This is a genomic window from Aeromonas hydrophila subsp. hydrophila ATCC 7966, assembly GCF_000014805.1.
Taxonomy (GTDB): Bacteria; Pseudomonadota; Gammaproteobacteria; order Enterobacterales; family Aeromonadaceae; genus Aeromonas; species Aeromonas hydrophila.
Genome location: NC_008570.1, coordinates 4,003,877 through 4,024,384 on the forward strand (window position 1 = coordinate 4,003,877; position 20,508 = coordinate 4,024,384).

The following is a 20,508-nucleotide window of genomic DNA, read 5'->3' on the forward strand; positions in this document are numbered from 1 at the left end:
CCACTCGCCACTGACGGGGCCATGGTCGTCGTGTATTCCTATTCCCTGCCTGCCACCAGGCCCCCAGTTGCTCCGCCTTAAAACGGAAACAGCAGGGGTACCATGACGATCACCCCGAGGCTGTAGGCCAGGGATACCGGCAGGGCCAGCTTGAGGTAGTCCGGCATCTTGTAGTTGCCCGCCGCATAGACCATCAAGTTGGTCTGGTAGCCGTAGGGCAGGATAAAGCTGGAGCTGGCCCCGAACAGCACCGCCAGAATGAACGGCATGGTGGAGACATCCATGCTGAGCGCCAGCTGGTAACCCATGGGAAAGGCCAGCGCCGCGGCGGCGTTGTTGCTCATCAGCTCGGTCAGCACCAGGGTAAACAGGTAGATGCCGATAAAGGCGATCAGAGGGCTGGCACCGTTGAACTCCCCCATCAGCCAGTCGGCGATGACCCGGGCCAGCCCGCTTTTTTCCAGCTGATCGGCGATGGCCAGCGCCCCGCCCACCACCAGCCAGATATCCAGCGGAAAACGGCGGCGGATCTCGTCCAGGGTCAGGATGCGGGAGAACAGCAGCACCACCAGCATCACCAGCAGCCCCTTGAACAGCGGCACCAGGTCGAACACCGACAGCGCCAGCACCCCGAGAAAACCGCCCACCACGGCGGCGCTGCGCGTGGCATCGAGCCGGGTGGAGGCCTCCAGCCCGCTCACTACCACGAACTCGCGGGAGAGGGACTTGTTGCCCGCAAACTTGGGGCCGGGCGCCAGCAGCAGAGTGTCCCCTGCGTGCAGTTCAATCTGGCCGAGGCCGCCAGTGAGCTGGGTCTCGCCCCGGCGCACCGCCAGCACTACCGCATCGAAGTGGGTACGAAACTCTGCATCCTTGATGGTCTGCCCCACCAGCCGCGAGCTGTGGCTGACGATCACCTCCACCAGGTGCTGGCCGTTGAGCCGGTGCTGACCGTAGAGATCCAGCCCCTTGAGCTCCTGCAGCACGCCGACGCTCTCCACGTCGCCGCAAAACAGCAGCATGTCCCCTTCGTGCAGCTCGTGTTCCGGCTGTACCGGGCAGATCACCTGGTTGCCACGGATGATCTCGGCAAGATAGAGGCTTTTCAGGCTGCGCAGGCCGTTCTCCTTGACGCTACACCCGGCCATGGGCGAGCCGGGGCCCACCTTGGCCTCGAGAAAGTAGCCGGATTCGCGGCTCATCTCGGTGTCCTGCTCCGGCAGGTGGCGGGCAAACAGCAGCACGGCGACCAGGCCGGTCAGCAGGGTCCCCGCCCCTACCATGAAGAAGTCGAACATGCCGAGCGGCTTGGCCCCCATCTTGATGAGGAAGCTGTTGACGATGAGGTTGGTGGAGGTGCCGATCAGGGTCAGCACGCCGCCAAAGGTCGCCGCGAAGCACATGGGCAGCAGCAGCCGGGACGGCGCATGGTTGGGGTTGCGTTTGACCGCACCCAGCATGGAGGCCACCACGGCGGTGTTGTTGACGAAGGCCGACAGGAATGCGGTGGAGAACCACACCTTCACCAGCACCTTGTTGAAGGAGCCGGTGCCCACCAGGTTGGCGAACCAGCTCATGACCCGGGTCTTTTCCACCGCGAGCGAGACCAGCAGCAACAGCACCAGGGTCAGCAGGGCGCTGTTGGTGTAGCCCGCCACCACGGCGTTGATGTCCGCCAGGCCGCTCAGATAGGTGATGAGCACGGCGCCCGAGAAGAGCAGCGCCGGCCGGAGTTTGCCCTGGATCAGCAGGGCGACGAGGGCAGCCAGCAGACCCAGCACCAGGGATTGTTGCCAGGTCATGGGCTTATTCCTTGCTTGCGTCGTTGCTGATGGTCAGCGCCTGCCAGTGGGGGAAGTGCTTGCGCACCAGGGCATTGAGCTCCACTTCGAACTCGCTGTAGTGCCCTGTTGCCACTTTCGCGGCCAAGCCTTCCACTATCATGCCGGCACCGACGGTGACGTTGGTCAGCCGGTCGATCAGGATGAAGCTGCCGGTATCGCGGATCTCCTGATACGGGTCGAACGCCACCGGGTCGGTCAGGCTCAGCTCGCACAGGCCTATTTCGTTGAGCTTGAGTTCGCTCGCATCCAGCTCATCGAGCTTGTTGATCTCGATGCGGTGGCGGATGGCCTCCACCTGGCCGCGACTCTTCTTGGTGGCCAGCTTGACGTCGTAGACCCGGCCCGGTTGCAGGGACTCCTCCCCCATCCAGACGATGTGGGCCAGCAGGTTCTGGGTCACCAGCGGCTTTCTGGCGGCATCCACCAGCAAATCGCCACGGCTGATGTCGATTTCGTCGGCAAAGGTGACCGTGATGGCCTGACCCGGCAGGGCGTAGTCGAGATCGCCGTCGAAGGTGACGATGCGAGTGACCGTGCTCTCCTTGCCCGACGGCAGCACCGCCAGCTTGTCACCGACTCGCAGGATGCCGGAGGCCAGCGTCCCCGCGAAGCCGCGAAAATCGAGGTTGGGGCGGTTGACGTACTGCACCGGCAGGCGCACCGGGTGACGCTCCAGCTCGCGTTCCACTTCGGCAGACTCCAGCAATGAGAGCAGGGTCTCGCCCTGATACCAGGCCAGCTTGTCGCTCGGGTTGACCACGTTGTCACCGTCCAGCGCCGAGACCGGCACGATGTGGATGGTGTCGACGCTGAGCTTCTTGGCAAATTCGCGGTATTCGGCACTGATGCGCTCGAACACCTCCTGGCTGAACTCCACCAGATCCATCTTGTTGACCGCCACCACGAACTGCTTGATGCCCAAGAGGCTGGCGATAAAGCTGTGACGACGAGTCTGATCCAGCACCCCCTTGCGGGCGTCGATCAGGATGATGGCCAGATCGCAGGTGGAGGCGCCGGTGGCCATGTTGCGGGTGTACTGCTCGTGGCCCGGGGTATCCGAGATGATGAATTTGCGCTTGGCGGTGGAGAAATAGCGGTAGGCCACGTCGATGGTGATGCCCTGCTCGCGCTCGGCCTGCAGGCCGTCTACCAACAGCGCTAGGTCCAGCTTCTCGCCGGTGGTGCCGAGCTTCTGGCTGTCGGACTCCAGCGCTTTGAGCTGATCTTCATAGATCTGCTGGGAGTCGTGCAGCAGGCGGCCGATGAGGGTGCTCTTGCCGTCGTCCACGCTGCCGCAGGTGAGAAAGCGCAGCAGGCTCTTGTGTTGCTGGGCGTGCAGGTAGGCTTCAATGCCCTGTTCGCTGATGGCGGTCTGAATGTGGTTGTTCATGTTGCGATTCCTTAGAACATTTTTTTAGAAATAGCCCTGACGCTTCTTCTGCTCCATGGAGCCGGCCTGATCGTGGTCGATGAGCCGCCCTTGCCGCTCGCTCGAGGTGGTGAGCAGCATCTCTTCGATGATCTCCGGCAGGGTGGTGGCAGCGGATTCGATGGCACCGGTCAGCGGGTAGCAGCCGAGGGTGCGGAAGCGCACCAGCTCCTGCTTCACTTCATCTTCAGGGCCGATGGGCATGCGCTCGTCATCCACCATGATCTTGATGCCGTTGCGCTCCACCACGGGGCGCATGGCCGCGAAATAGAGCGGCACTATGTCGATGTTCTCGAGGTAGATGTATTGCCAGATGTCCAGCTCGGTCCAGTTGGAGAGCGGGAACACCCGGATGCTCTCCCCCTTGTTGACCTGGCTGTTGTAGACGCGCCACAGCTCCGGGCGCTGGTTTTTCGGATCCCAGCGATGAGACTTGTCGCGGAAGGAGTAGACCCGCTCCTTGGCACGAGACTTCTCCTCGTCCCGGCGGGCACCACCGAAGGCGGCGTCGAAGCCGTATTTGTTGAGCGCCTGCTTGAGCCCCTCGGTCTTCATGATGTCGGTGTGCTTGCCGCTGCCGTGCACGAAGGGATTGATGCCCATGGCGAGGCCGTCCGGGTTCTTGTGGACGATCAGATCCAGCCCGTACTTCCTGGCGGTCTCGTCGCGGAACTTGATCATCTCCTTGAACTTCCAGTCGGTATCGACGTGCAGCAAGGGGAACGGGATCTTGCCCGGATAGAAGGCCTTGCGGGCCAGGTGCAGCATGACGGAGGAGTCCTTGCCGATGGAGTACATCATCACCGGGTTTTCAAATTCGGCAGCCACCTCGCGGATGATATGGATGCTCTCGGCTTCCAGCTGCTGCAAGTGGGTCAGTCTTTCACGGTCCATGTCTGGGTCCTCGGTTCATTGCTAACGCGCCTGGTCAGGGCGCGGTGTTGGTTCAGGTCGGTGCCGCCATGGCCGCACCGTCAAATCGATGGATATCGCCGCCAGCGCTCAGGCCAGGCTCACCAGCTTGAGGTCGCAGGTGCCCTGCTGTTGCCCCTCGCCAAACCAGGCGAGCCGCTCGCGCAGGGCCACCACTTCACCGATGACGATAAGGGACGGGCTCACCGCCTGGGCGGCCAGTTCGGCCAGATCCGCCAAGGTACCGGTAAGTACCCGCTGGCGGGCGGTGGTGCCACGCTCGATGATGGCGATGGGGGTGGCGCTGCTGCGGCCATGGCTCACCAGTTGCTGCTGGATATGCTCGGAGCGCATCAGCCCCATGTAGATGACCAAGGTCTGGCTGGTCGCGGCGAGCTGCTGCCAGTCGGGCTCCTTGCCATCGATCTGACAATGGCCGGTAATGAAGACGGCGCTCTGGGCATGGTCGCGGTGAGTAAGCGGAATGCCGGCATAGGCGGTGGCACCGGCAGCCGCCGTGATGCCAGGCACCACCGAGAAGGGGATGCCCTCCTCGGCCAGCACTTCCAGCTCTTCGCCGCCACGGCCGAACATGAAGGGATCGCCTCCCTTGAGTCGCACCACCCGGTTGCCCGCTTTGGCGTATTCCACCAGCAGGCGATTGGTCTCCTCCTGCGGCACGCTGTGGGCGCCGGCCTTCTTGCCGACCGACACCAGGGTGGCGTCGCGGCGCACCAGATCGAGGATCTCGGGCGAGACCAGCTGGTCGTAGAGCACCACTTCGGCCTGCTGAATCTGTTGCAGCGCCTTGAGGGTCAACAGGCCCGGATCGCCGGGGCCCGCCCCCACCAGCACCACCTCGCCCACTTCGTTTTTCGCCTGGTCGAGGCCATCGTTCAGCCACTGCTCGGCCCCCTGCCAATCCTCTTTCTCAATCAGACCGGCCAGGGTGTTGGAGGCAAAGGCGCGTTCCCAGAAGCGGCGACGGTCGGAAATCGAGGAGAGCACCCGCTTGGCCTGATCGCGTACCCGGCCGGAGAGCTCGGCCAGAGCGCCGAGATGGCGGGGCAGCAGGCTCTCGAGCCGCTCGCGCAGCAGACGCACCAGCACCGGCGCCTTGCCGCCGCTGGAGACGGCCACCATGATGGGGCTGCGATCGATGATGGAAGGGAAGATGAAGCTGGAGCGCTTGGGGTCGTCCACCACGTTGACGAACAGGCCGAGCTGGTTGGCGCTCTGATAGACCAGGGCGTTCACCTCGAGATCGTCGGTAGCGGCCACCACCAGGATCTGGCCGGTCAGGTGGGCCGGGGTGAAGCGCTCCGCCAGATGGGTGAAGCGATCGGCAAATTGGTGGAAGTCGGGTTCCAGTTCGGGGGAGACCAGGGTCAGCCTGGCACCGGCCGCCAGCAGCAGGCGCGCCTTGCGCAGGGCCACTTCGCCCCCTCCTACCAGCAGCACCGGGCGACCGTCCAATTTGGCAAACATCGGCAAATAATCCATTTCGGCCCATCCCTCGGAACACGACTAATATGGGGCGACTATAGGCAGGGCTGCTTATCCCTCAAAATAATAAAAAATGCTTTTTAATGCGTTTTAGTAATTAACAAAGCCGTATGATGACAAAGGCGAAGCAAGGCGCTTGTGGTGCCAGGCGCAAGGCCATAGGCTAGTGAAAGTGTTTCATAAGGAGCTTAATAATGAATGAGTCATTGATTGTGCTGGGGATCTTCGTGTTTCTGGTGCTCGCGACCCTGAGCGCCGGCATCAAGATAGTGCCACAGGGCTACAACTGGACCGTGGAGCGCTTCGGCCGCTACACCCGCACTCTGGTGCCGGGCCTCAACCTGCTGATCCCTTATGTGGACAGGGTCGGCCACAAGATCATCATGATGGAGCAGGTGCTGGACATCCCGGCGCAGGAGGTGATCTCCCGCGACAACGCCAACGTCACCATCGATGCCATCAGCTTCGTGCAGGTGGTGGATGCCCGCAAGGCGGGCTATGAGGTCAACGATCTCACCAGCGCCATCCGCAATCTCACCATGACCAACATGCGGACCGTGCTCGGCGCCATGGAGCTGGACGAGATGCTCTCCCAGCGCGACACCATCAACGAGAAGCTGCTGCGCACCATGGATGCCGCCACCGCCCCCTGGGGCATCAAGGTGACCCGGATCGAAATCAAGGATGTACGTCCGCCGCTGGCACTGGTCGAAGCCATGAACGCCCAGATGAAGGCCGAGCGCCAGAAACGGGCCGAGGTGCTGGAGGCCGAAGGGGTGCGCCAGTCCAAGATCCTGAAAGCGGAAGGGGAGAAGCAGTCCCAGATCCTCAAGGCCGAAGGTGAACGTCAAGCCGCCTTCCTCGCCGCCGAAGCGCGCGAGCGGGCCGCCGAGGCGGAAGCCAAGGCGACCCACATGGTCTCCAAAGCCATCGCCGAAGGGGATCTGCAGGCCATCAACTACTTTGTGGCCCAGAAATACACCGAGGCGCTGGCCCGCATCGGCGAAGGCCCCAACAGCAAGGTGGTGATGATGCCGCTGGAGGCGGGCAGCCTGATCGGTGCCGTGGCCGGCATGGCCGAGCTGTTCAAGGATGGCAAGGGCGGCAAGTCATGACAGCCCTGTTCGAGGGGCTGACCCACTGGCACTGGCTGGGGCTCGGCTTCGCGCTGCTGGCCATCGAGGTGCTGGGCTCGGTGGGCTTTCTGCTCTGGACCGGCATCGCCGCGCTGGAAGTGGGCCTGCTGCTGCTGGTCTGGCCCTTCGGCTGGCAGGCGCAGCTGCTGCTGTTTGGCCTGCAATCCCTGCTCACCACCTGGGCCTGGTGGCGCTGGCAGCACCGCCGGGATCGCTCCAGCCGGGATGCCGCCGCTCCCATCAACGAGCGGATGCAGGGCTATCTGGGCCGCGAGCTGGTGCTGCTGGATGACGTGACTCAGGGGATGAGCCGGGTACACCTGGACGACACCGCCTGGACGGTGCGCTGCAACCAGCCGCTGAGCGCCGGCAGCAAGGTGCGGGTGACGGGGCATGACTCCCATATCCTGCTGGTAGAGCCGCTGCCCTGACACAGGGCAAGGCGCCATGACCGCCAACGACAAAGGGCTCCTCGGAGCCCTTTTCGCTGTCTTGCAAGCTGTGCCGGCGTGGCTAGAAGGCGTCGCTGTCGAGGGCGGCGCGCAGCAGATCCTTCCAGCTGATGATGCCGACCAGGGCGCCGTTTTCCAGCACCGGCAGGCAGGAGACGTTCTTCTCCAGCATCATCTTGACCCCGTCCCGCACCGTCAGCTGGGGAGCGATGGTGATGGGGTGGCGGCTCATGATCTGGTGGGCGCGCCGGTTGAGGGTCTCGGTGTCGCGGCTCATCTCGGCCTCGGAGTCCAGATAGGGGCTGATGGCGCGGAACAGATCCCGGTCTGAAATGACCCCCACCAGCTCCTCCTCTTCCAGCACCAGCAGGTGGCGAAAGTGAGCCTGCTCGAAGATCTCCTTGATGACATTGAGCCGGTCATCCATGGAAACGGTGGCGACCCGGGTCGTCATGATGTCCCTGATAAGCATGCTAACCTCCCCAACCCTGACTGATTGCTCTGTTATGGCATGTTTTTGCCCCCCCAGCCAGTGGTTGCCCCCCGCCTCAAGTGCAAATCTGCGCCGTTTCACGTAAGATCCGCGCCAGTTTTTCTCCTCCATTTGAGCCAAGCAGACCAATCCATGATAGTTGCCAGTCAAATCGAACTGATCCGCGGCGGCCGCAAGCTGCTGGACAACGCATCCGCCACCATTCATCCCGGCCACAAGGTGGGTCTGGTGGGCAAGAACGGCTGTGGCAAGTCCACCTTTTTTGCACTGGTACGGGGCGAGCTGGCCATCGACAGCGGCACCTTCAGCCTGCCCGCCGGCTGGCAGATTGCCGGCGTGGCGCAGGAGACCCCGGCGCTGGACTGCTCCGCCCTCGACTACGTGATCGACGGCGACAAGGAGTTCCGCGCCCTGGAGGCCCAGCTGGCCCAGGCCGAGCAGGATGACAACGGGCTGCTGGTGGCCGAGCTGCACGGCCGGCTCGACACCATAGGCGCCTACAGCATTCGTGCCCGCGCCGCCGAACTGCTGCACGGCCTCGGTTTCAGCGACGAACAGCTGAGTTCGCCGGTGCGCAGCTTCTCCGGTGGCTGGCGCATGCGCCTGAACCTCGCCCAGGCGCTGCTCTGCCGCTCCGATCTGCTGCTGCTCGATGAACCGACCAACCACCTGGATCTCGACGCCGTCATCTGGCTGGAGAAGTGGCTCAAAGCCTATCAGGGCACGCTGGTACTGATCTCCCATGACCGCGACTTCCTCGATTCGGTCATCAGCCGCATCATCCACATCGAGAACGGCAAACTCAACGAATACACCGGCGGCTACTCCGACTTCGAACTGCAGCGCGCCGAACACCTGGCCCAGCAGCAGTCCATGTACGAGAAGCAGCAGCGCGAGATGTCCCACATGCAGGCGTATGTGGACCGCTTCCGCTACAAGGCCTCCAAGGCCCGTCAAGCCCAGAGCCGGCTCAAAGCGATGGAGCGGATGGAGAAGATCCTGCCCGCCCACGCCGATTCCGAGTTCAGCTTCGAGTTTCGCGAGCCGTCGGCCCTGCCGACCCCGCTGATTGCCATGGAGAACCTCTCTGCCGGTTACGGCGACAAGGTGATCCTGGAGAAGATCAAACTCAACCTGGTGCCGGGTTCGCGCATCGGCCTGCTCGGTCGCAACGGCGCCGGCAAATCCACCTTCATCAAGATGCTGTCTGGCTCCAACCCGCCGCTCTCCGGCAAGCTCGAGGTGAGCGCCGGGGTCAGCATCGGCTACTTCGCCCAGCATCAGCTGGAGACCCTGCGCCTGGACGACTCGCCCCTCGATCACCTGGTGCGCCTCGCGCCGGACAAGACCGAGCAGGAGCTGCGCAACTACCTTGGCAGCTTTGGCTTTCACGGTGACAAGGCGCTCGACAAGGTAGCCCCCTTCTCCGGCGGCGAGAAGGCGCGGCTGGTGCTGGCCCTCATCACCTGGCAAAAGCCCAACCTCTTGCTGCTGGATGAACCGACCAACCACCTGGATCTGGAGATGCGCCACGCCCTGACCATGGCGCTGCAAGGCTTCGAGGGCGCCATGGTGGTGGTCTCCCACGACCGGCACCTGCTGCGAACCACCACAGATGACTTCTATCTGGTGCACGGTGGCCGGGTCGAGCCGTTCGACGGCGATCTGGACGACTACCACAAGTGGCTTGGCGAACAGGAGAAAGAGGCCAACGCCAAACCGGACGACGGCCCTGTCTCCGCCAACTCGGCGGTGGCGCGCAAGGATCAGAAGCGGCGCGAGGCGGAATTCCGGCAAGCGACCCGGCCGCTGCGCCAGAAGCTGGAGAAGCTCGAAACCAGCATGGAGAAACTGCAGGCCAAGCTGGCCGCGGTGGAAGAGCAGCTGGCCGATCCCGCCATCTATGAAGAGAGCGCCAAGCAGAAGCTCTCCGAACTGCTCAAGTCCCAGGGCCCCATCAAGGAGGAGCTGGAAGGGGTGGAGCTGGAGTGGATGAGCCTCAGTGAGGAGCTAGAAACCATGGAGCAGGCCTTCCTTGCGTGACGAACAGCTGATGGCGAGCGAGCGGATCGCCCCCCACGAACTGCCGGGCCCGCTCGACTTCTGGCAGTGGAGTGGCGAGGTCTATGGCGCGCGCAGCCAGGACTGGCTCAGCGTGCAGGCGCAGGGGGGCAACGTCAATCTGGCCCTGTTGTTGCACCGGCTGGATCAGTGCGGGATCCCGGTCGATCTGACCGACCTGCAACCGGCGCTGGTGCAGACCGAGGCGGTGCTCGGCCCCTGGCGCACCCTGCGTTCGAGCGCCAAGGCGCGGCTCGGCGAGCAGGAGTATCAGGCCATGCTGGCCCACGAGCTGGAGCTGGAGCGGCTGCAACAAGGGGTGCTGCTGCAGACCCTGCGCAGCCTCACCCTGTTTCGCGGCAACAGCCGCAACCTGTTGAACTATCTATTGTTACTGGGGGCCCAGCAGGGCCCCCTCAGAGACCTAATATGCTGAGTTATCGCCACGCCTTTCACGCCGGCAACCACGCCGACGTGCTGAAACACGCCGTTCAGGCCCTGATCATCGAGTCCCTCAAGAAGAAGGAGAAACCCTTCATCGTGCTGGACACCCATGCCGGTGGCGGTCTCTACGACCTGTGCGGCGACTGGCCGCAGAAAAAGGCGGAGTATGCTGACGGCATCGGCCGGCTGTGGGACGAGCGGACCCAGTGGTCTGCCATGGCCCCCTATCTCGGCGTCATCGAGGAGATGAACAGCGATGGTCAGTTGCGCTACTACCCCGGCTCGCCGGAGCTGTCGCGCCGCCTCGCCCGCGAGCAGGACAAGCTGGCACTGATGGAGCTGCACAACAACGAGGTGGACGATCTGCGCGCCAACATGGGTTACGACCCCCGCGTCGCCGTGCACCATAGGGACGGCTTCGAGGGGCTGGTGGCCCTGCTGCCGCCCACCCCGCGCCGCGGCCTGGTGCTGATCGACCCGCCCTATGAGCTCAAGGAAGATTACTTCGCGGTAGTCGATACCCTGAAAAAGGCGCAAAAACGCTGGGCCACCGGCATCTATGCCCTCTGGTATCCCATTCTGGGGGAAGAGGCGGACAAGTCCCGCGACATGCTGCGCGCCATCAAGCGCGAGAACTTCGGCAACGTCCTGGTGGCCGAGCTGGAAGTGGCCGGTCAGACCAAAGATTGGGGCATGAACGGCTCAGGCATGCTCATAATCAGCCCGCCCTGGATGCTGGATGAGCAGATTGAAGCCTTCTTGAAACCCCTCTGCGCCAAGCTGGCCCAGGGTGCCGGCGCCCAGTACAAGGTCGAGTGGCTCAACAAGGTTGAAGCGTAACGCCTTGCATCACTCGCACACCGCCAAGGGCCTGCCACTGCAGGCCCTTTTTATTGGTCATGGCTGCCAACCCCTGCCACGCTGGCAAGCCGCGCCGGCAGCCGGCTCGCCAACCAGTCGATGGCCATTCTGGTCTTGAGCGGCAGGTGCGGGCTGTGAGGCCAGAGGGCATTGATGGGATAACGCCTGCCCTTGAGCGAGCCCAGCACTTCGCACAGTTCGCCCCGCTCAAGGTGTGGGCGCGCCAGCCAGCTCGGCAACCAGGCCAAGCCAAAGCCCGCGATGGCTGCCTGGGTGATGGCGTGCAGATCGTCAAACTGCAGGCGCCCCGTCGGCCGCACCGATTGCCACTGGCCATCCAGCTGCCACTGCCACGCCAGTACCCGCCCCTGCCGCAGATAGGCGATGCCCTCGTGCTCGGCCAGATCCGCCAGCATCATCGGTTCGCCCCGCTCGGCCAGATAGCTGGGCGCGGCGCAGAGCGTCATGCCGTGCTCGCCGAGCCGGTGCGCCGCCAGATCCAGGCTGTCTGGCGGCTCCCCGTTGCGGATCACCAGATCGAGCCCCTCCTCCACCAGATCCACCTTGCGATCGCTGAACGACAGCGACAGCGCCAGCCCGGGATGAGCCTGCGCCAGCTCCAGCAGCAGGGGCGCCACGCACAGCTGGCCGAACAGCACCGGCATGGAGACCTTGAGGCTGCCGTTGAGGGTCAGCTTGTTGCTGGCCAGCGCCGCCTCGCCGAGGCGCACCTCCTCCAGCGCCCGCAGGCAGTGACGATGGAACAGCGCCCCCTCCTCGGTCAGGCTCTGGCTGCGGGTGGTGCGGTGAAACAGCTGGACGCCGAGACGCTGCTCGAGCCGGGCAATCCCCTTGCCCACCGCCGAGCGGGTGAGGTGAAGCCGCTCGGCGGCCTGGGCAAAACTGCCCGCCTCCACCACGCTGGCGAACAGATCGAGGCCATTGAGGCTGTTTGCCATCTATTGCATACCTTGTGGAACCAATATGGCGAAATAGTATCAGCACTGCGGAAAAAAATGACTGATAAGCTCCCTCCATCCCCACACTTTGTCAGATGGAGTTCACCTCATGAGTCAGATCCTGCTGCTGCAATCCAGCCTCAACGGCCCCGCATCCCGCACCAACCAGTTGATGGAGCGCTTTCTGCAAGCGCGCCGGGAGCAAGGCCACCAGGACCAGGTGGTGGTACGCGACCTGCCCGCCCTCACCCTGCCGCCACTGGACAGCGCACTGTTTCACGCCCTGCGGGGAGCCGAACCGGCCAACGAGGCCATCCGCCAGGCGGTGGCGCTGTCGGACCAACTGATTGCCGAACTCAAGGCCGCCGACCTGCTGCTGATCGGCGCCCCCATGTACAACCTCAACGTGCCGACCCCGCTCAAGAACTGGTTCGATCTGGTGGCGCGAGCCAGGGTCACCTTTCGCTACACCGACAGCTACCCCATGGGGCTGGTGGAGGGGGTAAAAGCCCTGGTGTTCAGCAGCCGCGGCGGCGTACATCAGGGCCAGACAACGGATGCGGTCACCCCCTACCTCGAGTCCGTGCTCGGCCTGATGGGCATCGTGCAGGTGGAGTTCGTCTACGCGGAAGGGATGGACCTGCACCCCCACGGGGCGGAGCAGGGCATGCGCCAGGCCCATGAGCGGATCGCCACCCTCAGCCGGTGAGCCCCTCCCCCGCCTCTTGCCGCCCCAACCGGCAGCTACGCGGGAAACGCCAAATAAAAAAGCCCCGTCACGGGGCTTTTTCCATGCCAGCCAACCTCACGTTTTGCCCGGGAGATCCCGCCAGAGCGCCAGAATGAGCAGCGCCAGCAGGGCGAAAGGCGGGGCCAGGCTGAGCAACATGCACAGCACTGTGATCAGCACCGGATGCTCGCTCTTGCGGCGCGCCAGTCGCCAGGCCACGACGCCGACGATGATCATCAGCAACAGGATGAACTGCCCCAACAGGGTGGCGTTGATATTCATATGCATGAAAGCTCCTTTTTCATGGCAAAGGCTCACTCTAGCGCCGCTGTGGCCCCAGGCAACTCCCAATCCGGTGAGGGCATTCTCACTTGATAGGCCCTCCCTATCCAACCATTAGATGAGAATAGTTTTCATTTAATGTGATTTCAGGGGATACTCTGTTCATCACCAGAGGGAGCCGCCATCATGAAAAAGACCATCAGCTTTGCCGTTTTGCACTTCACCGTGGCCTTCACCGTGGCTTACCTGCTGACCGGTGAACTGCTCACCGCCAGCCTGATCGCTCTGATAGAGCCCGCCGTCAACACGGTCGCCTTCTACTTCCACGATCTCGGCTGGCACAAGCTCAAGCCCCGCCACAGCCTGCAGGCCAAGACCAGCAGCTTCGCCCTGGTGCACTTCTCGGTGGCCTTCGGCGTCGCCTACCTGCTGAGCGGCGAGCTGCTCACCGGCGGCGTGATGGCGATGATCGAGCCTGCCATCAACACCGTCGTTTTCTTCTTCCACGAGCGGCTGTGGCGCGCCCGTCAGCAGCTGGCACTGGCCTGAGGGAGGGGCTGCGGCCCTTCCCCACGCTTGGACCAGCTTCTCTCCCCCCGGCAAGGGGCCACCCCTTGCCGTACTGACCAATTTGTTGATCCCGCCCCAACATTTATCACCTCGCCCTTCCCCTGCGCCCCTCTCTCGCTACCATACCCGAATGGCAATCCAAGCCTCGTCGGAGTCACCCATGAGCCCTTTCCGCCATCCCCGTTGGTTACAAAGCAGCAGACTGGAGGCTGAAATTCAGGGGCGGTAGCCATGTCATCGGCTTGCCAATTCCTGCCGATCACGGCAAGGAGTCGGCCGGCGACTCATCCACAACATGCAAAGCAAGGTGGTGTATGGAAACACAAACATTGCATCGCGGTCGGCTGATCGACCATCTCCAGCTGGTGGTGAAAGACCTGGCTGCCAGCCAGCGTTTTTACACAGCCGCACTGGCAGCCCTCGACATTCCCATAGGCGGCACCGGTGAGGGTTACTTCTGGGCAGACGAGCTGTTTGTCACCGCTATCGACAGCCCGGCGGCGCTGGGGACATTGACCGGCCGCCATCATCTCGCCTTTCAGGCACAAGACAGGGCCATGGTGGATCGCTTCTATCAGGCAGCGCTGGCCAATGGGGGCCAGGACAACGGCGCCCCCGGCGAGCGCAATTATCACCCCGGCTATTACGCCGCATTCGTCCTCGATCCGGACGGCAATAATATCGAAGCGGTGTATCACGGCGAGGCAAAACGTAACGCGGAATCAGTGGTCATTACTTACTAACAAATGATTATCCATCTTTAGCAAGGGCAGTAAACAATGAATTAAACAATAAAGAATCAAAGGACGAGTTGAAAAATGATTAATGCATTTGAAATTGATAATAACCAAGCAGAAAACATTATAAATATAGAGGAAGGCTATCTTACTGATGTAAAGGCTAAAGAAATTAAACCAGCAAAATTATCTGAAACTGTATCTGCTTTTGCAAACTCAGGAGGTGGGGATATATATCTTGGTATTGAAGAAGATTCTAGAACAGGTTTAAGACGGTGGAATGGTTATGCTGATCAAGAAGCTGCAAATGACGTTGTTCATGTCCTTTTCAATGCACATCCTTTTGGAAACCACCTTACATTTGAGTTTTTAAGCTGTGAGAATGAAACAGGGTACGTTCTACACATTATTGTAAAAAAGATTAAGCACATTGTTAAATCTACAAAAGGAGAAATATTTGTAAGGCAAAACGCAGGGAAAATTAAGATAGAAAAAGATGAGGATATTGCTAAATTAAAATTTGACAAAGGTATATTTACCTTTGAAGATGAATGGATCGATGTTAATCATAAAAAATTAAAAGAAAGTAAATCCATCACCAACTTCATGATAAATATAATTCCACACTCAGAGCCTATAAAGTATTTAGAGAATCAAGAGCTTATTCGCGATGAGCAAGCTAAGGTTGTAGGAGTACTTCTTTTTTGTGATGAACCAGCCATATACTTAGCCAAAAGATGCAGTATTAAAATCATGCGATATAAAACTCGCGAAGAGGATATTGGCAGGGAGTTTCTAGATGGAGTACCATTAACAGTTGAAGGAGATGCCTATAACTTAATTTACCAAGCTGTAGATAAGACAAAGAAAATAATTGAAAACATTAAAAGATTAGGCGACAAGAGTCTTATTTCAATCACATACCCACATGAAACAATACACGAAATAATAACCAATGCTGTATTGCATAGAGACTACAGTATTGCAGCTGATGTTCAAATTCGTATTTTTGATAACAGAGTTGAAATTGAAAGCCCAGGAAAATTACCTGGACATGTTACAACAAAAAATATTTTGGATACTCAAAGCGCAAGAAACCCAACCCTAGTTAGATTAATAAACAAATTTCCGGAGCCGCCAAACAAAGATGTAGGAGAGGGATTAAATACTGCATTCAGAGCAATGAACCTATTAAGATTGAAAGCTCCAGAAATAGTTGAGACAGATGATTCAGTTCTAGTATTCATATATCATCAGTCTCTTGCCTCACCAGAGGAGTTAGTAATAGATTATCTGCGTGAACACGAGGAGATAACCAATAAAATCGGCCGAGAGATTACAGGAATAAAGAGCGAAAACAAAATGAAATCTGTATTTCTCCGCTTGAAAGACCGAGATATCATTGAGCAAATACCAGAAAGAAAAGGTTCTGCCGCAGCGTGGAGGAAAACTAGCGGAGTACTTTGGGATGAACTTAAAGTTATCGATGGAAAGATAGTCAATATAGAAAAGGTAATTCAATCTGTCGTCCCTAAAAACATAAACACTTTGTCATCACTTGGCACTGAGTATATACCTTTGATTTTTATGGCGCTCGTAATACAAGCTGTGAGGGGAATACCTACATCGACAGGTGCAGATATGACATCAGCAATAAATAAATACCTAACACCATCTAATAAACCAAAATTCTCAAACAATGTATCCAGAGCATTAAGAGATGCCAGACTTCTAAATCAACCATGGCTTTTCAGCAAGGTAATAAATGTAAAAACAAATAAAAGAACTTTTTCTTTGAACGATAATTGGGAGGATGCTTGGGAAAGCATGTTCAGCCAAAAAATGTCTCCTAGTTTAGGAGTTTTCATTAATCAAGTAAGATCCAGATGTCAATTAGATATCGACATTTAACATTCATGAACGATACTATAACTACCAGATACCGGCCTAAAGCCGGTGTCTGAATCAAACTTCCCCCATATTTGCAATAGCGAACCATACTTTATATCATCGCACACCAAAAAATTGCCCCCCTTACCTGCTTTATGTTTACACTTTGAGCCGGTATGAAACTCATCGACATCATCACAAGCTGAAACTATAGGTTTCCGCCGATAAATAAATATTTTTATAATGAAATGGCAAGTAACTTAAATAACCGTCCTCCTCGCCATTGTTATATATACCCCCACTTCTACGACACGCCGAGGAGGCGTTGATATGCAGTCACAGACTCACACATTTATCATCAATAGCAGCCCAATGCCCTGCCTGCAGGCCGGTTCCGGTGAGCCGCTGCTGCTGATCCATGGCGCGTTGGCCAACCATACCCTCTGGCTCGAACATATCGAGCAGCTCTCACAGCACTACACCGTCTATGCCCCCACCCTGCGCCACTTCGGCGAAGCGGGCAAAGAGGGGCCTTTCGGCCTTGAGACCCATGCCGGCGATCTGCTCACACTGCTCACACTGCTGGCACAGCTGGCGTGCGGGCCTGTCTATCTGGTCGGCTGGTCTTATGGCGCGGATGTGGCGCTGACAGCCGCCTTGCAAGCACCGGAACACGTCCGAAGCCTCTATCTGGTGGAGCCGGGCTGCCCGGGGGCGCTGGATGAGCAGGGGCTCGCCGCCTTTATGGCCGATGCCGGCGCCATGTTCGGCCCTGTGTTTGGTCAGGTTGAAGCTGGGCAGTTGCAAGGGGCGGTGGCCACCCTGATCGATGGCTCGGGGGGCCGCCCGGGCTACTTTGCCGCGCAACCCCTCAAGTGGCAGCAGGCCCAGCTGGCGGAGGCCGCCAGCCTGCCCAAGCAGCTGAGACAGAGCGAGCGGCCGGATTGGTCGCCGTCGCGCCTTGCCGCACTCAGCGTGCCCACCTGCATCGTACAGGGCGCACAGACCAGAGCACTGTTTGCGCAAGTGTGCGAGGCCCTTAGCAACGCCATTCCCGCCTGCCAGCGCCTGCAGGTGGCGGATGTTGGCCATCTCTACCCCATCGAGCAGCCCGCGCTGTTTGTGCAGCAGTTGCAGCGCTGGTTCAAACAACCGGCATAAGAAAACCGGAACCCAAGGGTTCCGGTTTTTTCATCAAGGCATCAGCTGCGGTAATCGCCCCGGGTGCTGCTTGATAACCGACCAGGGTAGTATGCTCCACTCGGTCAGCTCGCAGTTACGCTCGACACGGGGAAAAGAAGGGTCCAACACTATTCCCTTCTCTGTCATATACCAAGAGGCATACTCCCAGACTGACGGATCTGCGTAATTGCACTCTTCCGCATCGGGAACCATATCATTGGGGTAGAGCCGCCGAAACTCGTTTACGAGCCAAGGGGCCAGATACTTCTCCTTGTACTCAGATGCTGCAGGGTCATACGACCGACTATCGAACTTTACTGGAGCTCCACTACCAACCCAGAGCAGGTCTTCGAGTGTCAGCATCTCTCCGGTGGCAAGATTAATGTTTAATGGCGAATCACCAAAGTCAGGGTGTGCACCACCGCAAAAATAGCCGGTAAAGATACTGGCGCTGAGCAAGTTCGGACTGATGAAACGGGGCGTAACCATCTGGTCGAATTCCCCACCCATAGGGGTACTCATACACTGAAAATAACTGGCGACCTCGCTCCACTGACGCTCTGCCAGCACATGATTGAGTTTCCCAAGCGGCTCAGCAGGTAGCCCTGACGTAATGCGAAAATACGCAATTTTGCTTTGCGGCTCTTGCAGCCATTGCAAGCTATAACCCTGAAATGACTCTCGCTTGCCCGGTTTTAGTGAAAGTCCTTCAAGTCGCATGAGTTCATAAAGATCACGCTTACGCCAGCTGACAAGAACCGGATCCTGTATATCAATGGCGCTGCTATCGACCACCTTCAATACCACAGAAATAGGCTTCTTCCCGGCCCATGTTCCCTGAAGGCCATTACCGGAGCGCTCGAGGAGCATGGCGATCTTTTCGGGTTCACTGTTATCCCACAATTCTGAGAGCTGCAGGGTCTTACCCTCCCACTTACCCGACAGGGGAATATCCTTTCGGTACTTGCGGTAGAAGTAACGCCCACTGACCGTACCATCTGATGACGTATCAAGGGTCATCACTACCGGCATTCGTCCTACCTTGCCCTGATACACCTCACTGGCCTGCGTAACCATAGCTAGCAACAAACAACCCAACCCCAGCCAAAACCTTGCTATCACCCTTCTCTCCTGTGTTGTGGCTATTGTCCATCCTCACGCTGCCCACTCATCAGAGTGGGCATATTGAAATTTTCTCTCGCAGAAATGGGCAATCAACAGATGAAAAAGGAACCATACGGTTCCGGCTTTCATCATGCCAACCCAAACACGAGCAAGACAAGCAATTAAGCCCGGTTTTTAACTTCTTTCAGACCGCAGAAAGGATCTTTGGCATCTAGAGCGTCTTCGATACGGATCTGTCGCTTGTACTGGCAAAAAAGCCCCGCATCGCGGGGCTTTTTGTTATCTGCAATAGCCGACTCAGTTGACCGTAACCGGCTGACCCAGCGCATCCGGCGGGGTCTGGAACTCGCGCTCGGCGTCGTCGAAGCGCTCCAGCATGGCCTTGGAGGGGGCCTTGTCCAGCAGGCTGAACACCACGATGGCGAGTCCGGAGAAGAGGAAGCCCGGGATGATTTCATAGAGCCCCAGCCAGCCGAACTGCTTCCAGACGATGACGGTCAGGGCACCCACCAGCATGCCCGCCAGAGCGCCGTTGCGGGTCATTCGCGACCAGAGCACGGAGAGCAGCACCACGGGGCCGAAGGCCGCGCCAAAGCCGGCCCAGGCGTAGCTCACCAGCCCCAGCACCCGGTTTTCCGGGTTCATCGCGACGGCGATGGCGATGAGCGCGATCACCAGCACCATGGCACGACCGACCCACACCAGCTCCTGCTGGGAGGCGTTCTTGCGCAGGAACGGCTTGTAGAGATCCTCGGTGATGGCGCTGGAGCAGACCAGCAGCTGGCAACTGAGGGTACTCATCACCGCCGCCAGGATGGCGGAGAGCAGCACGCCGGCTATCCAGGGGTTGAATAGGATCTTGGAGAGCTCGATGAAGACCCGCTCCGGGTTGCCGGTGACGCCGGCCGCCTGCTCGGTGAAGGTGGAGAAGTAGGCCAGGCCGAAGAAGCCGATGGCCACGGCGCCGCCCAGGCACAGCACCATCCAGGTCATGCTGATGCGGCGGGCATTGGCCATGGAGTGGTGGGAATCCGCCGCCATGAAGCGCGCCAGGATGTGGGGCTGACCGAAGTAGCCCAGGCCCCAGGCCATCAGCGAGATGATGGCGATGAAGTCCAGGTTCTTGAACATGTCGAGGTTGCTGGCGTTCTGCGCCGCCACCTGCACCATGGCGGTGTCGATGCCGCCCACCGCGATGATGACGAACACCGGGGTGAGGATCAGGGCGAAGATCATCAGGGTGGCCTGCACCGTATCGGTCCAGCTCACCGCGAGGAAGCCGCCGAAGAAGGTGTAGGTGATGGTGGCCGCGGCGCCGACCCAGAGGGCGGTGTCATAGCTCATGCCGAAGGTGCTCTCGAACAGGCGGGCACCGGCCACCACGCCGGAGGCGCAGTAGATGGTGAAGAACAGCAGGATCACCAGGGCGGAGAGGATGCGCAGCACCCGGCTCTTGTCCTCGAAGCGGTAGGTGAAGTAGTCCGGCAGGGTCAGGGCATTGCGGTTCTTCTCGGTATGCACCCGCAGCCGGCCGGCGACCCAGCGCCAGTTGAGATAGGCCCCCAGAGTGAGGCCGATGGCGATCCAGCTCTCGGAGATACCGCCGATGAAGACGGCGCCCGGCAGGCCCATCAGGAGCCAGCCGCTCATGTCGGAGGCGCCGGCGGAGAGGGCGGTCACCCAGCTCCCCATCCGGCGGCCGCCGAGAATGTAGTCGTCAAAGTTGCGGGTGGCGCGATAGGCGATAAAGCCGATCAGGACCATCCCGAGGATGTACACCAGAAAGGTGATGAGCATGGGTGTGCTGGCTGTCATTCAAAACTCCGTTATGTGACGTGTGTACCCGTTCTGACGGCGGGCTCTTCCTTAAAAAAACCGCCCTAGCTTAATCAGCA

19 protein-coding genes are annotated in these 20,508 nt (G+C 59.6%); 10 read left to right on the forward strand and 9 right to left on the reverse strand.

The features are described 5' to 3' along the window. Positions 1 to 77: 77 nt before the first annotated feature. The 4 genes from AHA_RS18015 to cysG form a co-directional block, all read right to left on the reverse strand. Positions 78 to 1,802, reverse strand: a complete 1,725-nt coding sequence (locus AHA_RS18015; protein WP_011707307.1) for an SLC13 family permease — start codon at positions 1,800 to 1,802, stop codon at positions 78 to 80. Positions 1,803 to 1,806: 4 nt separating this feature from the next. After that, positions 1,807 to 3,234 carry a sulfate adenylyltransferase subunit CysN gene (cysN, locus tag AHA_RS18020; protein ID WP_011707308.1) on the reverse strand — a complete coding sequence of 476 codons (1,428 nt, stop codon included), beginning with the start codon at positions 3,232 to 3,234 and terminating at the stop codon, positions 1,807 to 1,809. A 24-nt stretch (positions 3,235 to 3,258) separates the two neighbouring features. Beyond that, a complete protein-coding gene (cysD, locus tag AHA_RS18025; protein WP_011707309.1) occupies positions 3,259 to 4,167 on the reverse strand; it encodes a sulfate adenylyltransferase subunit CysD in 909 nt (302 codons plus the stop codon). 108 nt (positions 4,168 to 4,275) lie between these two features. Then, positions 4,276 to 5,688, reverse strand: a complete 1,413-nt coding sequence (gene cysG, locus AHA_RS18030; protein WP_011707310.1) for a siroheme synthase CysG — start codon at positions 5,686 to 5,688, stop codon at positions 4,276 to 4,278. Between the two features lie 197 nt (positions 5,689 to 5,885). On the opposite strand from cysG, the gene AHA_RS18035 reads away from it, so the two are divergent. Continuing rightward, positions 5,886 to 6,806: an SPFH domain-containing protein gene (locus AHA_RS18035; protein WP_011707311.1), complete on the forward strand. Its 921-nt coding sequence runs from the start codon at positions 5,886 to 5,888 to the stop codon at positions 6,804 to 6,806. Continuing rightward, the gene (locus tag AHA_RS18040; protein ID WP_011707312.1) at positions 6,803 to 7,258 is read left to right on the forward strand and encodes an NfeD family protein; all 456 of its coding nucleotides are present in this window, start codon (positions 6,803 to 6,805) and stop codon (positions 7,256 to 7,258) included. Before AHA_RS18035 ends, AHA_RS18040 begins: the two co-directional genes overlap by 4 nt. 82 nt (positions 7,259 to 7,340) lie before the next feature. Here AHA_RS18040 and AHA_RS18045 read toward each other — a convergent pair whose 3' ends face one another. Then, positions 7,341 to 7,751, reverse strand: coding sequence for a CBS domain-containing protein (locus tag AHA_RS18045; protein ID WP_011707313.1), 411 nt, complete (start codon positions 7,749 to 7,751; stop codon positions 7,341 to 7,343). Between the two features lie 153 nt (positions 7,752 to 7,904). Between AHA_RS18045 and AHA_RS18050 the strand changes: the two genes are divergently transcribed. Genes AHA_RS18050 through AHA_RS18060 form a run of 3 tightly spaced genes read left to right on the forward strand, consistent with a single transcriptional unit; the run spans position 7,905 to position 11,117 of the window. Further along, positions 7,905 to 9,815, forward strand: a complete 1,911-nt coding sequence (locus tag AHA_RS18050; RefSeq protein WP_011707314.1) for an ABC transporter ATP-binding protein — start codon at positions 7,905 to 7,907, stop codon at positions 9,813 to 9,815. Then, entirely contained in the window at positions 9,808 to 10,269 is a 462-nt protein-coding gene (locus AHA_RS18055) for a DUF2390 domain-containing protein (protein WP_164927742.1), read from the forward strand. The genes AHA_RS18050 and AHA_RS18055 overlap by 8 nt, the downstream gene beginning before the upstream one ends. Continuing rightward, positions 10,263 to 11,117 (forward strand): 23S rRNA (adenine(2030)-N(6))-methyltransferase RlmJ, encoded by an 855-nt coding sequence (locus AHA_RS18060; RefSeq protein ID WP_011707316.1) that lies wholly within the window; start codon positions 10,263 to 10,265, stop codon positions 11,115 to 11,117. Before AHA_RS18055 ends, AHA_RS18060 begins: the two co-directional genes overlap by 7 nt. A 50-nt stretch (positions 11,118 to 11,167) precedes the next feature. On the opposite strand, the gene AHA_RS18065 is transcribed toward AHA_RS18060, so the two are convergent. Further along, positions 11,168 to 12,097, reverse strand: coding sequence for a LysR family transcriptional regulator (locus AHA_RS18065; RefSeq protein WP_011707317.1), 930 nt, complete (start codon positions 12,095 to 12,097; stop codon positions 11,168 to 11,170). Positions 12,098 to 12,206: 109 nt separating this feature from the next. On the opposite strand from AHA_RS18065, the gene AHA_RS18070 reads away from it, so the two are divergent. Continuing rightward, positions 12,207 to 12,806 (forward strand): FMN-dependent NADH-azoreductase, encoded by a 600-nt coding sequence (locus tag AHA_RS18070; protein WP_011707318.1) that lies wholly within the window; start codon positions 12,207 to 12,209, stop codon positions 12,804 to 12,806. Positions 12,807 to 12,902: 96 nt separating this feature from the next. On the opposite strand, the gene AHA_RS18075 is transcribed toward AHA_RS18070, so the two are convergent. Further along, entirely contained in the window at positions 12,903 to 13,109 is a 207-nt protein-coding gene (locus AHA_RS18075) for a hypothetical protein (RefSeq protein ID WP_042066438.1), read from the reverse strand. A gap of 186 nt (positions 13,110 to 13,295) precedes the next feature. Here AHA_RS18075 and AHA_RS18080 point away from each other — a divergent pair, with 186 nt between their 5' ends. From AHA_RS18080 to AHA_RS18095, 4 genes are all read left to right on the forward strand, one after another. Further along, positions 13,296 to 13,658 (forward strand): DUF2061 domain-containing protein, encoded by a 363-nt coding sequence (locus tag AHA_RS18080; protein WP_011707320.1) that lies wholly within the window; start codon positions 13,296 to 13,298, stop codon positions 13,656 to 13,658. A 335-nt stretch (positions 13,659 to 13,993) separates the two neighbouring features. Beyond that, positions 13,994 to 14,422: a VOC family protein gene (locus AHA_RS18085; RefSeq protein ID WP_011707321.1), complete on the forward strand. Its 429-nt coding sequence runs from the start codon at positions 13,994 to 13,996 to the stop codon at positions 14,420 to 14,422. A 75-nt stretch (positions 14,423 to 14,497) separates the two neighbouring features. Then, on the forward strand, positions 14,498 to 16,327 hold the full coding sequence (locus tag AHA_RS18090) for an ATP-binding protein (protein ID WP_011707322.1): 1,830 nt from the start codon (positions 14,498 to 14,500) through the stop codon (positions 16,325 to 16,327). Between the two features lie 309 nt (positions 16,328 to 16,636). Beyond that, positions 16,637 to 17,467, forward strand: coding sequence for an alpha/beta fold hydrolase (locus AHA_RS18095; protein ID WP_011707323.1), 831 nt, complete (start codon positions 16,637 to 16,639; stop codon positions 17,465 to 17,467). A gap of 33 nt (positions 17,468 to 17,500) precedes the next feature. Here the strand turns inward: AHA_RS18095 and AHA_RS18100 are convergent, their stop codons facing one another. Together AHA_RS18100 and putP are read right to left on the reverse strand one after the other, a co-directional pair. Continuing rightward, on the reverse strand, positions 17,501 to 18,520 hold the full coding sequence (locus AHA_RS18100; protein WP_237701921.1) for a hypothetical protein: 1,020 nt from the start codon (positions 18,518 to 18,520) through the stop codon (positions 17,501 to 17,503). A gap of 390 nt (positions 18,521 to 18,910) precedes the next feature. Further along, positions 18,911 to 20,428 carry a sodium/proline symporter PutP gene (putP, locus tag AHA_RS18105; protein ID WP_011707325.1) on the reverse strand — a complete coding sequence of 506 codons (1,518 nt, stop codon included), beginning with the start codon at positions 20,426 to 20,428 and terminating at the stop codon, positions 18,911 to 18,913. Between the last annotated feature and the right edge of the window lie 80 nt (positions 20,429 to 20,508).

Coding starts and splice junctions, on each gene's coding strand:
- AHA_RS18015 (WP_011707307.1), bottom strand. CDS start 1,802: ATGACCTGGCAACAATCCCTGGTGCTGGGTCTGCTGGCTGCCCTCGTC.
- cysN (WP_011707308.1), bottom strand. CDS start 3,234: ATGAACAACCACATTCAGACCGCCATCAGCGAACAGGGCATTGAAGCC.
- cysD (WP_011707309.1), bottom strand. CDS start 4,167: ATGGACCGTGAAAGACTGACCCACTTGCAGCAGCTGGAAGCCGAGAGC.
- cysG (WP_011707310.1), bottom strand. CDS start 5,688: ATGGATTATTTGCCGATGTTTGCCAAATTGGACGGTCGCCCGGTGCTG.
- AHA_RS18035 (WP_011707311.1), top strand. CDS start 5,886: ATGAATGAGTCATTGATTGTGCTGGGGATCTTCGTGTTTCTGGTGCTC.
- AHA_RS18040 (WP_011707312.1), top strand. CDS start 6,803: ATGACAGCCCTGTTCGAGGGGCTGACCCACTGGCACTGGCTGGGGCTC.
- AHA_RS18045 (WP_011707313.1), bottom strand. CDS start 7,751: ATGCTTATCAGGGACATCATGACGACCCGGGTCGCCACCGTTTCCATG.
- AHA_RS18050 (WP_011707314.1), top strand. CDS start 7,905: ATGATAGTTGCCAGTCAAATCGAACTGATCCGCGGCGGCCGCAAGCTG.
- AHA_RS18060 (WP_011707316.1), top strand. CDS start 10,263: ATGCTGAGTTATCGCCACGCCTTTCACGCCGGCAACCACGCCGACGTG.
- AHA_RS18065 (WP_011707317.1), bottom strand. CDS start 12,097: ATGGCAAACAGCCTCAATGGCCTCGATCTGTTCGCCAGCGTGGTGGAG.
- AHA_RS18070 (WP_011707318.1), top strand. CDS start 12,207: ATGAGTCAGATCCTGCTGCTGCAATCCAGCCTCAACGGCCCCGCATCC.
- AHA_RS18075 (WP_042066438.1), bottom strand. CDS start 13,109: ATGAATATCAACGCCACCCTGTTGGGGCAGTTCATCCTGTTGCTGATG.
- AHA_RS18080 (WP_011707320.1), top strand. CDS start 13,296: ATGAAAAAGACCATCAGCTTTGCCGTTTTGCACTTCACCGTGGCCTTC.
- AHA_RS18085 (WP_011707321.1), top strand. CDS start 13,994: ATGGAAACACAAACATTGCATCGCGGTCGGCTGATCGACCATCTCCAG.
- AHA_RS18090 (WP_011707322.1), top strand. CDS start 14,498: ATGATTAATGCATTTGAAATTGATAATAACCAAGCAGAAAACATTATA.
- AHA_RS18095 (WP_011707323.1), top strand. CDS start 16,637: ATGCAGTCACAGACTCACACATTTATCATCAATAGCAGCCCAATGCCC.
- AHA_RS18100 (WP_237701921.1), bottom strand. CDS start 18,520: ATGCCGGTAGTGATGACCCTTGATACGTCATCAGATGGTACGGTCAGT.
- putP (WP_011707325.1), bottom strand. CDS start 20,428: ATGACAGCCAGCACACCCATGCTCATCACCTTTCTGGTGTACATCCTC.